Source organism: Ancylothrix sp. D3o (assembly GCF_025370775.1).
Taxonomy (GTDB): Bacteria; Cyanobacteriota; Cyanobacteriia; order Cyanobacteriales; family Oscillatoriaceae; genus Ancylothrix.
Genome location: NZ_JAMXEX010000011.1, coordinates 144,500 through 159,233, shown reverse-complemented (window position 1 = coordinate 159,233; position 14,734 = coordinate 144,500). Strand labels below are relative to the sequence as shown.

The following is a 14,734-nucleotide window of genomic DNA, read 5'->3' as shown; positions in this document are numbered from 1 at the left end:
AAGAGATTTTTTTACCCACTGCTGCTTAATTGCTTGTACAAATGCTGTGGGTTTAAGAGGTTTGGGGTTTTGAAGTATGAATCAAAATAATTATAATGATTTGTTAGGGAGTTTTTTCGCAGAAACTAAGGAATTTCTGCAATCAATTGAGGCGAATCTTTTGGCTCTTGAGTTTGATGCTTCTGACGATGGGCGTTTGGAGTTGGTAAAAGAGTTGTTTCGTTTGGCTCATTCGCTTAAGGGTTCGGCTTTGATGTTTGGTTTCCAACAGTTGGCTGATGCGGCTCATGGGTTGGAGGATTGTTTTTCTATTGTGGGGGATGGGGCTGATTTATGGGGTTTGAATCAAGAGATAATTACTTCTCTTTTACAAGCTACGGATGTATTGAAAATTTATGTGGAGCGTTTGGAAAAGGAGGGGCGGTTTGAGGATCATGCCTCTTTGGTTCGGATTGCTGAAATTAAGGCTCAACTCCGCGCTGAGTATGAAACAGAGGAAGTGGTGCCGGTGGCTGCTCTGCCAAACTTTGGGATTATTAAGTTAATTTTTGAGAAAGATTTACCGCCAGTTTTAGATAAGTTGGAAGGGGAGTTAAATACAGTTGATTCGCAAAATTTAGATAAAGCTATTGAAGTTATAAAAGAAATTCATTATCGCCTTTCTGGTATTGCTGGAATGTTAAATTTACCCCAGTTTGGGGTAATTGCTAATTGCTTGCAAAACCTAGTAAACCAACCTAACTTAACGTCAGATGAGTTAAAAGTTTCCGGTTTGAAAATTACTAAGAATTTGCAAGATGCTGCGGAGCAAGTTTGTTTGGGAAAAGCTATTCAGGTTCCTGATATTGATTTGCTACCTATCCCGGTTTCTTTTGTCGATGTGGACTCTGTAACTCTCCCTCAGCCTCCTTTACCTAATCCCCCCTTACCTATTTCTAATCGTCCCACAATTCGCGTGGATTTGGAAAGGCTGACGGAGTTAATTAATTTGGTTGGAGAGTTGGTTATTAATCGCACGAATTTGGAGTTACAAGAGTCGCAATTACGCACAGAAGTTAAGCGAATTCGCCGCCGGATTTTAGATTTAAATCAATATGGCTCTCAATTGCGCGAAGAATACGACCGGCTGGCTGGGGAAGGCATAAAAAAGCCGGTGTCTCTAGTTTTGTCTCAGTTCGATTGTTTGGAAATGGATACTTATACAGAGTTTCACTCAACGGCGCAAGAAGTAATCGAAACTACTCAGGCCATTTCCCAATCGGCTACCAAAATTGATGACCTCGCAAAGCTTTTTGAGAGCAGCACTGACCGTTTACGCCGCATTACGGATCAGTTACGCTCGCGGGTTATGCAGTTGCGGGTGGTTCCTTTTGGTCGTGCGGTGGATCATTTGCCCCGCTCTGTCCGAAATTTGTGTCAATCTCACAATAAGGAAGTAAAGTTAGTAATATCTGGACGTGATACTAAGATAGATGAAAGTTTGCTGGATGCAGTGCGCGATCCGCTTGTACATTTAGTGAGAAATGCTTTTGATCATGGTATTGAACCGCCGGCAGTTCGGATAGCAGCCGGTAAACCGGCCACCGGCCAGATTGAAGTTGAGGCGCGTCACCAAGGCGGACAAACGATTATTACGGTCACAGATGATGGCCGGGGAATTGACCCTGAGGCGATCCGCCGGCGTGTGATTGAGGCCCAATTGGTGCCGCTGGATCAGGTATCTACCCTTTCAACGGCGGAGTTATACGAGTTTTTATTTTGGGCTGGTTTTACTACTGCTTCGCACGTCGGGGAGTTGTCGGGACGCGGGGTGGGTTTGGATGTGGTTCGTAACAATTTACGCGGTGTTCGCGGCATGGTCAAGGTCGATTCCCGGCCCGGTAAGGGTACAAGTTTTATACTTAAGTTACCTTTGATGTTGTCGATAGCTGATGCGCTGTTGGTTCATACGGATCGCAATACGGTGGCGGTGGCTATGGATTCGGTGGAAGAGATTTTGCACCTCCAACCTCACCAAATTCTCCGGGCGGGTAATCAGTTGATGTTGCGGTGGCGGGGCGAGTTTATCCGTTTGATGCGTTTGCAGGAGTTGACTCACTATAGTATAGCACATCCCGATGGCCCTTCGCCTGATCCGGTGGAGCAAGATTATATTCCGGTGGTGGTTTTGGCATCAAGTGAGGGCATCTTGGCGGTGGCGGTTGAGCGCTTGGTAGGACAGCAGGAAATTGTGATCAAACCTTTACCGGCCCCTCTTTCTAAGCCTCATGGTGTTGTCGGTTGTACAATTTTGGGTGATGGTCGTGTGGTAATGATTTTAGATGTTGATGATTTGATTGGTCAGTTTCAACGTCAAAATAGTGTGGTTTTTTCTGGCCTAAATAATAAGGCTCAAAAGAGCTTTCCTCCTTCTCATCCTTTAGAAGTTTCTGAGGTTCCTGTTACTTCTCCTACTCAAATTTTGGTGGTGGATGATTCTTATACAATTCGTCAATTGTTGGCTCTGACTTTGAATCGGTCTGGTTATCGAGTTATTCAAGCAAAAGATGGTCAAGAAGCCCTCGATTTACTACACGGAAATCCTCAATGTCGGTTGGTTATTGCTGATATTGAAATGCCTCGAATGGATGGTTTTGAATTGTTGCGTCAGATGAAGTCTGATCCGACTCTGACTCCTATTCCTGTGGCTATGTTGACTTCTCGCAGCGGATCTAAACACCGGCAGCTTGCTTTTGAGTTGGGCGCTTGTTATTATTTTACTAAGCCCTATAGTGAAAGGCAATTGTTGGATGTGATTGGCAATATTTTAGGGAAAAAGCATTGATTTTTATCATTATTTATTAGCTTTTAAAAAATCGCTGTTTTTATGAAGAAAAAATGAAATCTTACAAACAAAGGATAAATGGCAATGAATAGCTTTAAATACAGTCGCCGGTTTCGCACAAAGCATGAGGAATTACCCCGAATTACTACGGAGAAATTTTTAGTTTTTAATGCCGGTAATGAGCGTTATGCTATTCCGCTTTTGCGGGTGTTGCGTGTTGTTAAAGAGTTTATACCCCAAGGCGTTTTAATCAGCGGTCGCAGTTTGGTAAAAGAGCAAAATGACACGATTGTGGTTTTTGATGTTTCCACTTTGCTTTCTAACACTTGCCATTTCTCTGATTGTAATTTTTTGATTGTTTGTTCTTTGAATAATTCTGTGCCGGTGGGGATTCCTATTCCTGATATGCCGGCTATTTTAGAAGTCTCTCCAGAGCAATTTTCTGAGGTTCCAGAGTTATACCGGCAAGGTCAACTTTCTACTGTCGTTGATCGTTTAATTCATGTTTCGGAATCAGTTGTTTTTTATCTCAATCTTGATAAATTGGTAGGGTTGGCTTCGAGTACCGGCACTTCTTAATAAATTCGATTAATAGCAATTTTCAAAAGCTGCCGGTTAAAATTGGCGTCTACACGAATAAAACCCCCTCCGGGGTTAATCATTTAATTCTATAGTCCGTAGGACTTTTTTCGGGTAGCCACCGATTTTAACCGGCGGCTTACTATGAGCGTTTTTCTTGGCGTTTGAAGTGTTCAAAACCGCTGCTGTATATTCCTTTTTTAACGGCTTGTTCTATCTCTGGATTTTTTTGCAAATAGCCAACTTCATCAAAGGTTAAAAATTCCTGATCTCGCCCTTCAAAAATTCCAAATTGTAGATAGTGTTCTAACCCGCTAATATACGCACCTTTGGCAACGGCATCTGCTACATCGGGATTATCTCCTAAATATTGCTGCTCATTATAACACAAACTAATTAAGTTTTGTGGACGAGTTGCAGCAAATTTTAAGAAGTGTTCGAGGCCGTTTTTTACAGTTCCTTCTGCTAAGGCTTTTTTGGCTTCTGGGTTTTGTTCGAGGTAGGTTTTTTCATCATAAAATAATGCTAAAGCTCCTCTCCCGGCTGTTGTGATATATTCCAACAAATTTTTAGGAGTGACTTCTTCAATATTTTCTCCTTTTTGCTTTTGAGAAATTCCTGTCTTTAAGTAATGCTCAAACGCCGATTGATAAACACCGGCTTCTATCCCTTTTACCACTTCTGGATTTTCTTTTAAGTAAATTTGGCTGTCAAATAAACTTGAAGGATTTTTGCCTTGTTTTAACCCAATTTTCATAAATTGCTCAAAGGCACTTTTATAGATGCCGGCGGCTATGTCTGATGCTGCGTCTGGGTTTTGGGCAACATATTCGCTTTGATTAAATAGCAAACTTGGGTTTCGCCATTCATATTGTCCAAATTTAATAAAGTGCTCAAAGCCGGTTTTAAAGATTCCTTCTTTGATGGCTTTTTCTACATCGGTGTTGGTATTGCGATAATATTCTTCGTCAAATATTAGGTAGCGTAAATCTCTTTCTTCAAAAAAGCCGTGTTTAATAAAATGTTCTATCCCACTCTTGAATGCTCCTTTTTTGATGGCTTCTGCTACATCGGGGTTGCCATCAAGATATTCTTGTTCGTTGAATAGCACACTTGGGTTTCTTCCTTCATATTGTCCGAATTTTAGGAAGTGTTGGAAGCCTGATTTTAGTTGCCCTTTGGCGACGGCTTCGGCAATATCGCGGTTATTTTCTAGGTAATATTTTTCGTCAAAAATTAGGTTTATAAAGGCGCTTCTGTCACCGGCAATATATTGGAAAAAGTTTTTGAAGCTATAGGCCGGTTGCTGGCTTGGTGGCAATGCGGGGGTGGGGATGGGTTGTGGAGTCTCGGCTGGGATTGGGTTTTCGCCAAATCCCCCTACGGGTTCGGGTGTAGGTGTGGGAATGGGTTCGGGTGTAGGTGTGGGAATGGGTGCCGGTGTCGGCGTGGGGATGGGTTCGTGTGCCGGTGTGGGGATGGGTTCGGGTGTAGGTGTGGGAATGGGTGCCGGTTCGGGTGCCGGTGTGGGGATGGGTTCGGGTGTAGGTGTGGGAATGGGTGCCGGTTCGGGTGTAGGTGTGGGTGCCGGTTCGGGTGTAGGTGTGGGGGTTTCAGAGATAGGGTTAATGGTGAGACGGAAATTGCCGCTCACCGAACCACCGGCCCCATCACCGAGGGTAAAATTAAAGCTATCCGCCGTAACCTTACTACCGTTGTGGCTATAGGCGATTAAGTTTTGATCGATATCCGCTTGGGTGAAAGCGTCGCCAAGGTTGAGGGGGATACCGTTACGGCTGAGAGTGCCGGTGGCGGGTAAGCTGGTGAGGGTGTAAATCAATTCTGAGAAACTTTGTTCTGAGTCTTGACTTTTAAGCACAGATGTGGTAATAGCGACAGAACTGTTTTCAGGCAAAGTTAAGCCGGTATTCACAGACAACACCGGCACATCATTTGCGGCTGAGACAGTTATGGCAAAATTTGCAGGGATGGCAGAGTTTGTGCCGTCGGAAACGGTGAAGCTAACGGAGTCTGCTGTAGTTTCGCTGCCGTTGTGGGTGTAGGTTATGGCAGCGGAGTTGATATCGGCTTGAGTGAAGGTGGCGCCGAGGGAAAGGGCAATGCTGTTTTTGTAGATAACTCCATTTTGGGGAAGTTGAGTAACCGTGTAGACGATATCAGCGGGGGAGTTATCGCTGTCTGTTGTATTTAAGTCTGCGGAAGTTATGGTTTTGGTTGCGTTTTCGTTGACGGAAAAACTGTTATTGGTGACAAGAGTGGGGGTATCGTTTACGATGTCGCTGTTGAGGGTGAAGGTTTGTTGCGTTTGGGTAATGCCGTCGTTGACTTGCAACAATATATTATATGTGCCGGTTTGGGTTTGGTTTGGTGTGCCACTGAGGGTGCCGGTGCCATCGCCGTTATCGGTTAAGGTTAACCATGCGGGTAAGTTTACGGCAGAAAGGGTGACAGCGTTGCCGTCTAAGTCGGTGGTTTGGATGTTATAGAGATAAAGTTGATTTTCTGTGGCGGTGTTGGGGGGTAGACTGGTAAAGGTGGGAGGGTTGTTGAGGTTGGTTATGTTGAGGGTAAAGTTTTGAGTTGCAGTTGCACCCGTCGCGTCGGTGACTTCCAACTCTATATTATTATTGCCGACATTGGCATTGGTGGGAGTGCCGGTAAGAGTGGCGGTACCATCACCGTTATCAGTTAAAGTCAACCAAGCCGGTAAACCGTTTGCTGAAATAAGCAGAGTCTCACCGGCATCTACGTCTGACGTAACAATATTGTAACTGTAGGCTGAGTTTTGGTTGCCGGTGGTGATGGGAGTTGAGGAGAAAACCGGCGCATCATTTACAGCATTTACCGTTAAAACAAAATTCGTACTCGTGACAGTCGTACCATCACTGACATTAATCGTAATCGTTGCCGTACCATTTTGATTCGCTGCCGGGGTTAAACTGACTGTGCGGTTATTGCCGGTGCCACCAAAAACGATATTACTATTTGGGATAAGACTTGTATCCGAAGAAGTCGCCGTTAAAATTAACGAGTCTGGCAGCGTTTCCACATCTCCTATCGTAAAACTAATCGCTGCGGTTGCTGTATCTTCATTTGTGCTTTGCGCTGTAATAGCTGAAATAGTTGGTGCATCATTGACAGCATTAACTTGTAAACTCACCGGCACCGGATTAGAAACTGCTGTACCGTCACTGACTTGATATGTAAAACTGTCTACTCCGGTATAATTGGCCGCCGGCGTGTACGCAAACGAACCATCCGCATTTAATACCACACTACCATTAGAAGGGCCGGTTACTACAATTGGTGTCAGCGGGCTATTCTCCACATCGGTATCATTTACCAGTAAACCAGATGCCGGTATAATCAGTGTTTCATCTTCATCTACGCTGTAAGCATCCTCAACAGCCACCGGCGCATCATTTACAGCATTTACCGTTAAAACAAAATTCGTACTCGTGACAGTCGTACCATCACTGACATTAATCGTAATCGTTGCCGTACCATTTTGATTCGCTGCCGGGGTTAAACTGACTGTGCGGTTATTGCCGGTGCCACCAAAAACGATATTACTATTTGGGATAAGACTTGTATCCGAAGAAGTCGCCGTTAAAATTAACGAGTCTGGCAGCGTTTCAATATCTCCTATCGTAAAACTAATCGCTGCGGTTGCTGTATCTTCATTTGTGCTTTGCGCTGTAATAGCTGAAATAGTTGGTGCATCATTGACAGCATTAACTTGTAAACTCACCGGCACCGGATTAGAAACTGCTGTACCGTCACTGACTTGATATGTAAAACTGTCTACTCCGGTATAATTGGCCGCCGGCGTGTACGCAAACGAACCATCCGCATTTAATACCACACTACCATTAGAAGGGCCGGTTACTACAATTGGTGTCAGCGGGCTATTCTCCACATCGGTATCATTTACCAGTAAACCAGATGCCGGTATAATCAGTGTTTTATCTTCATCTACGCTGTAAGCATCCTCAACAGCCACCGGCGCATCATTTACAGCATTTACCGTTAAAACAAAATTCGTACTCGTGACAGTCGTACCATCACTGACATTAATCGTAATCGTTGCCGTGCCATTTTGATTCGCTGCCGGGGTTAAACTGACTGTGCGGTTATTGCCGGTGCCACCAAAAACGATATTACTATTTGGGATAAGACTTGTATTTGAAGAAGTCGCCGATAAAATTAACGAGTCTGGCAGCGTTTCCACATCTCCTATCGTAAAACTAATCGCTGCGGTTGCTGTATCTTCATTTGTGCTTTGCGCTGTAATAGCTGAAATAGTTGGTGCATCATTCACCGGCACAACATTTATCGTCTTACTCACCGGCAACCCAACCCCATTATCACCATCCGTCATTTGAAATTCTACCGTGCGAGGTGTCGCCGACGGATTTTCGGAATTATTCAAATAAACGATATTTTTCAACAATGCTGAAACCGCAGTTATATTAGCAATTGCATTCAAATTAACCACCAAAGGAGTTGAGCCATTATTCCCCCCGCTAAACGTACCAATAGCCACCCCACCATAACTAATCGTACTTCCTGCTACGCCAATTTGACCGGCACCATTTCCCACATTTTGAATAGATAAACTATCTTCCCCTAAACCCGTCGCCCCAGAAAATTGTACCGTCAAAACACCACCATTAAAATCAGCCGAGTCTGAGTCAGAAACACTCGCGCCGCTATCTACAACCACCACACCGCTATTTTCCGTATAACTCAAACTTGCCGAAGCTAAAGAAATCACCGGTGGATTAGAATCATTATCTGTAATACTCGCATTTACCGGCACCACCGCTATATTATACCGAGAATCTGTACTGGTAATAGAATGTTGAATTGTGCCGGTGTGCGTACCTTCTGCTGTCGGATCATTTACCGCCGTCACCGTCACCGTTTGTGCGACATTCCAATTTGTATTATCAAAAGTTAAACTTCCCGCTGTTGTCGTAGTTTGTCCGCCAACATTTGTTAAATTTACTGTTACCGGCGCTGTGACAGGCGTTCTCAAAACCACCGTATAACTATCCGTTGCCCCACCTTCCGTTAAAACCGTACTTCCCCCCGACTCCGTAATAACTACCCCCGGAGTCGCGTAAACAGAATTTTGAGCGCTTGGAGTTCCCAAAATATTATTACCTAAAGCATCCGTGCCATTGCGGATAATTCCGTTATTAGTTCGCCAGTTACTATCAATATCTGGGGAAGTCGGATCGATTCTTTCCATTGTAAAACGTGCAGTTGCGGCTGTATTGCTACCCGCCGGCCATACTCCACCATCCGCATTAGCGCTATCAATAATTGTCCCTTCACTGGAACGTAAAGTTAAAGACGTGCCGGTGGTATTATTAAGTCCGCCGGTGTAAACAAAATTAGCCGGTAGACTATTAACAGTCGCATCAGATGTCCTTTCTAAAAGGAAATATCCCCCCGCCGCAATCACTCCATTTGTAATAGTAATTGTTGTGCCGGTTCCGCTTGGAATTGTCCAGCCGGTTAAATCTATTGCATTAGAAGTAGGGTTAAAAAGTTCGATCCATTCATCCGTTGCATTTGCCTGAGTTCCCATCCATGCAACTTCGTTTATTACCACAGAAAGCGCTGCGATGTCAACGGTATGAACCGTAGAAGTAACGGTGCCGGTGTCGGCAATTTGGAACCCAGAAGTCGCCCCAACGTTATTAATAATTCCCGTATTTGCCAAACCTAAACTCAACCGATCTCCGGCTGCTAAATTATTGACATTTGCCAGCAATAAATAATTATTGCTTCCCACCGGCACCGTCAGATTAGCAAAAGTCAACCCATCCGCAAGATTAACCGGACTTTCCACCGTCCCGACAACCACATCACCGATATCTTGAATGCCATTATTATTGACATCACGCACTAACTGCAAACCTGAGATATCAGTATTTAAAATACCCGTTGGTGAAACTGTAAAATTTAAAGAACCGACATTGATATTTTCGTTGCTGGCGGTTAAATTAAACCGATGTAAAACGTTACTGGTTTGAGTTGTGGTAAATTGATCTGTAACTTGTCCAACGGGATGTACACCTAATACCAATTGTCCGATATTATTGCTGGTTCCTAAAGTTGCAGCTTGCGGCCTCAAATCTGTTGTATCATTATTAGTATCGTTGCCATTTGGTACGCGAGCAACCGCCTCATCTATTACCCCTGTGGCACCAGTTGTCAGAGTAACTTGATCAATAATAGTGCCCGTGTGGTCTTTCAAAACCAGCGTAATAGCATTATTCATTGCACCGGCATTATTGACATTTCCTAAAACCAAATAATCTCCCACCGCCGTATTGCTAAAACTTCCCCCACCGCTATTAATGTAACGTGATGTAACAAAAGCACCCCCCGTCGCCAGACTTCCGACTACAGGCGAGGCATCATTAAGTTCTATCGTCCAGCCGGTTAAATTTAACCCTGCTTGGTTAATATAAAGTTCTACCCATTCATCAGTTCCGTTTGTTACCGCACCGGCACTCACAATGCCGTTAAAATTAGTGGTACTCCAGTCTTGCTGAGGGCTTGTCACCACTTCATTAATTAACACAGAGCGCGCACCAGCGCTGATACCATTCACTATAACTGGAATTCCAGCTACAGCTAATAAATTACCTCCTGCACCCGTATTTCCCGTATCGTCTATTTCAAACTCGATTATATCAGAACCAAAGAAATTAGAATTACCCCTATAGACGAGTCCATTTAAAGCATTGTTAATATCAGCAAGGGTACCCATAAAAACCATAATTTCGTCTTGCGTACCATCACCACTTATAAAAGATAAACCCGTTGTTGAAGCTAAACTAAGTACCCCATTAGGAGCTTGTATCCAAGCCGAAATAGTGTTAGAAGCACCGGCATCTACATCAGAAATACTAATTCCAGAAATGCTTAAATTCGTATTTTGATTAACCGTTTGGGTAGTAGGAAGAGAAAGTGCCGGTGCATCATTCACCGCATTAACTGTAATAGGAATATTTCGTGTAGCTGTTTGAGAAACACTTCCTCCCACACTAAACCCACCATCATTTGCCAATACCGTCAACGTATCCGTGCCATTAAAATTCAAAGCCGGCAGATAAGTTAAACCCGTCGCATTAGAAAGTGTCGTAGAAATTTGATCTTGGCTGCCGGTGAGTGTAACTGTTGCGGAATTATTACCAGAAATTGCCGCCGCTGTCAAACCATTTGTCACCGCTGAATTAACAGCTAAGGTTCCATTTGTCACACTCAAAGTTACGGTAATATTATTTTGCCCTGCATCAATATCTCGCACAGAAACATCAGGAATAACCGCCGCCGTATCTTCATTTGTTATCACCGGCTTTATCGTAGTAACTTGCACTTGCCCTAAATCAAAATTCGCCCGCGAAGTAGGAGTATTATCTCCAAAAAATAGGAAATTAGGCGTATTATAAGGATTCAATAAAGACGAATATTGACTTGGAATCAGCGGATTAGCAATACCTGTAAAATTGCTATAATCTTTAACATTGCCGGTTAAAATTACCGTCTCAGCATTCGTTGCATTGCTGGCAGAAAGAGTATAAGTATTGCCTTGAATTGTTAATTTATAATTGCTTAATTGGGAGGTAAAACTGGTAATTTGTGCCGCAGTTAAACTCGAAGCTTCCCCCCGTGTAAATAACGTTCCCCCTGGTGGTTCCGCCGTACCGCTATTCTGTGCCCAAATACTATCTGTCCAAAATCCTAACTCAACTCCCAGCTTATCACTACTGAGGGCAATCAAACTAAAACCGGCTCTATCTGCAATCCCATCCCCGTTTTTATCCGCATTTAGCCCAGCATGATCTTCGCTATTAATTCTAGCAGTAAATTCTACTGTATATCCCGCCGTTCTATCCAAAACCGGCATATAAACAGGGTTACTAAAATAGCCGGCATAATCATCATACTCTAGGGTTGTATTCAAATTCGTAAAACCGGGTAGTGCTGTTTGTGTTGCATCTACCCCCGTTGTAGGAACACTCGATAAACCCAAATAATTAAAACCTTGCCCACCGGCACCCGGTAAACCAAACCCATTAAATAAACTGTACGTTCCACTCGGCAAAACCACAACCGGCGCATCATTTAAGCGGTCAATTTCACTTTCCACCGCCCCAATATCATAATTTCTGAAAATTCTAGGTAAACCTCTTTGATCAATTTGGGTTAATTGTTCCGTCAGATCACCAGCAGGAAATGCCCCCAGATCAATTGCCGGGTTTGTTGTTGGATTTGTTGTAATTAATGCGTGGTAAGGTGTAGGCGGTACACTGGGAATTAAACTTTGATAAGCCGCCGGTAATGTGGGGTTGGTTGTGGTTAAAATTGGGCTAATAACGGTGTTTAAAGGAACATTTAAAACATCCTCGGCTGCAAAGCCGATGCTGCCAGTGATATCGCCAATTAAATTATTTCCACTCACAAAAGTTCCAGAAACATCAGCATTTGTCGTTGCTGTATTTCCGGCAATAATACTATTTTGAACACTCACACTGCCAGCAGCGCGATTAATTCCTCCACCCGTTGCTGCCGTGTTTTGAGTAATCGTTGTATTCGTCAGATTAACAGTTCCGTTCCCAACGTTAATAGCCCCACCGCTTGCTGTTGTTGCGCTATTTCCTGAAAAAGTAGAGTTAATAATTTCCACCACCACACCACTAGTGATAGAAACTGCACCTCCAGTGGTTCCCGTATTACTTATTAAAGAACTATTGGTAATCGTTAAAGCGAACCCATTATTTAAAATTGCACCTCCAGCATTAGCAGGATTCCCATTTCTTAAAGTTAAACCTGCTAAGGATAAAACTGCATTATTTTGAAAAAAGCGAAAATTTGGAGTACCGGCAGCCGTACTTCTTTGAATTGTTGCCCCATTTCCATTAATTGTTAAAGTATTAGTGAGATTAAAGCTATCTAAGCTAATCACCGGCAAACCATTAACCCCATTATTCGCCGCCGCTAAAGTATATGTTCCACCCTGTGCTAAATTAATCGTATCTGCTTGATTATTCGTATTTGCCGCTGCAATTGCAGCAATTAAACCGGCAACATCCCCATCCGCAATATTAAACGTAGCCAAAGTATTTTGATAAGCATTGATCACCGGCTCACTAAACACTAACCCCGTCTCAATATTGCCGGTTTTATACTCAAAATCCCAATTTCCGCCAAAACCAGTTTTATCTGTCGAAGCCGCTACATCAGCGCCGGTTAAATCACTCAACTCTTTTACAAACTCTTTCCCTGCATCCCCCGCAGCCACATCACAACCGTATAAAAGGATATCCGCATCAGCAGTTAAACTACCCTGCCATGAGTTAGCTTGCGAAATATCTGCAATACTTACCAAACTCTCACCCAAACTTAAAGAACCGGCACTACCGTGAGAAACAATATGAACCGCAGAAATATTGTCTCGTTGGGATAAAATTTCAGTAATTTGATTAAACTCATTGCCGGTGGAATCAAGAATCACCACCTCAGCATTGCTAACAACCCCAGCCAATAAACTTTGATAATTTTCGACCGCCGAATCAACAAAAACAATCTCCCCCGACTGATTTTCTTGAAGCGGATAACCAGTCAGAGCATCAAACCCAGGAGGAGAAGACACCAGATAGCCGGTGTTAACTTCAGGAAACTGTAGAGAAGTCTCACCCCCAGCCACCGGCAGTAAACACGGCGAAGCAGGAGACAATAAATCAAGAGGAACTACAGGCAAATGATTGAGAGAAGCCGGTGTACTGGGAAACAAAACTAAACCACTCTCAGTAAAATCCACAGATAGACCCCTCAACCTTTCCAAAATTTTATTAAATATATGTCAGTTTTAGCCGATGAAAAAAGAATTGTCACTCCCCTAGGCGCAACTTTACAATAAATTTTTTTTAAGACATCGACCATCAAACATTATCCCCAGAAAAAAAGCCGATAAATTGTCAACCAAAACACACATCAAAAACTTTTAGTAAAGCCTCAAAAAACCCTTGACAAAATTTTTTAAATATGCTGATAAAAGCAAGTGACCCATTTATAACGCATCCTCTTCGCAACGAAGCAATCACCCGTCCCCGATAATGGTTAGGATAAGTTGCAGATTTAGTTACTTATTCAGACAAAGCCAAATAGTTTGTTATAACCTATGGAGAATGCTATCCCAGAGCTAGAAGAGATAAGACGCCAGCTAATGAGCCAAGCGCGACCAAAAAAACCTAAAATGCTGGTAGTAGACGACGAACCAGACAACCTGGATCTGCTCTACCGCACCTTCCGACGAGAGTTCCAGGTGCTCAAAGCCGAAAGCGGCGTCCGAGCCTTAGAACTGCTACAAAAAGAAGGAGAAGTCGCCGTCATCATTTCTGACCAAAGAATGCCAGAAATGAAAGGAACTGAATTTCTCAAAAAAACCCTGCCACAGTTCCCCAACACCGTGCGAATTATCCTAACCGGCTTCACCGACATAGAGGATCTCGTAGAAGCCATCAACTCCGGCCAAGTCTATAAATACATCACAAAACCTTGGGACCCCAACGAACTGAAAGCCGTAGTGGAGCGAGCAGCAGAAACCTACGACGTGCAAATGCAGCGCATCGAAGAACTGCGCCGAGCCCAAGTACAAACCAACTTGCTCGCAGCCATAGCAGAAGCCGCCCAAACGGCTGACTCGCTACCAGCAACCCTCAAACCCATCGCTACCGCCTTTGCCAAAAGCTTTAACAGCGACGTTTGCGTTTTGCAAATTGTTGAAGCAGACACACTTTCTGCCACCGCCGGCATCCAAAGCAACATAGACAACCCCCCAAACTGGCTTTCGGGCGACTCCCTCGTTAAAGAAGCCATCAAAAGCCAAAAAATTCAAGGTTCCGTCAACGTGCCGGCAGATGCAGAGTTGGCCGGTGTCACCCATTACCAAGAATCAGGCATTCAGGCCCATCTCGTCGTTCCCATCACCTACCGCAACACAACCGTTGCCGTCCTATCCCTACAGTGGAAACAACCCTCCACCCTCAAGCAAGACGAACTCTCCCTCATTCACCTGTCTGCCAAGCACGTCGGCTTAGCCCTTGCTAGTACCCGCCTTGGCTAATAAAAGCCTCGCCACCCTCTGCCTTATCTTATGTAGGGGCAAAAGGTGGCTGTGGTTGCCCCTAATGCTTATCGGGGCTCTCGTATTTTATGGAGGGGCAAACGGTGGCTGTAGTTGCCCCTAATGCTTGTGGGGTAGGCACAGTAACACTACCCCTATCG

At 44.0% G+C, this 14,734-nt stretch carries 4 protein-coding genes; 3 read left to right on the top strand and 1 reads right to left on the bottom strand.

Annotated features, from left to right (window positions below; genetic code table 11):
• The first annotated feature begins 76 nt into the window (after window positions 1-76).
• A complete protein-coding gene (locus NG798_RS18330) occupies window positions 77-2,824 on the top strand; it encodes a hybrid sensor histidine kinase/response regulator (RefSeq protein ID WP_261225142.1) in 2,748 nt (915 codons plus the stop codon).
• A gap of 78 nt (window positions 2,825-2,902) precedes the next feature.
• Window positions 2,903-3,403 carry a chemotaxis protein CheW gene (locus NG798_RS18325; RefSeq protein WP_261225141.1) on the top strand — a complete coding sequence of 167 codons (501 nt, stop codon included), beginning with the start codon at window positions 2,903-2,905 and terminating at the stop codon, window positions 3,401-3,403.
• Window positions 3,404-3,545: 142 nt separating this feature from the next.
• On the opposite strand, the gene NG798_RS18320 is transcribed toward NG798_RS18325, so the two are convergent.
• Window positions 3,546-13,268 (bottom strand): tandem-95 repeat protein, encoded by a 9,723-nt coding sequence (locus NG798_RS18320; RefSeq protein ID WP_261225140.1) that lies wholly within the window; start codon window positions 13,266-13,268, stop codon window positions 3,546-3,548.
• Between the two features lie 360 nt (window positions 13,269-13,628).
• Between NG798_RS18320 and NG798_RS18315 the strand changes: the two genes are divergently transcribed.
• Window positions 13,629-14,573 carry a response regulator gene (locus NG798_RS18315; RefSeq protein WP_261225139.1) on the top strand — a complete coding sequence of 315 codons (945 nt, stop codon included), beginning with the start codon at window positions 13,629-13,631 and terminating at the stop codon, window positions 14,571-14,573.
• Window positions 14,574-14,734 lie beyond the last annotated feature (161 nt).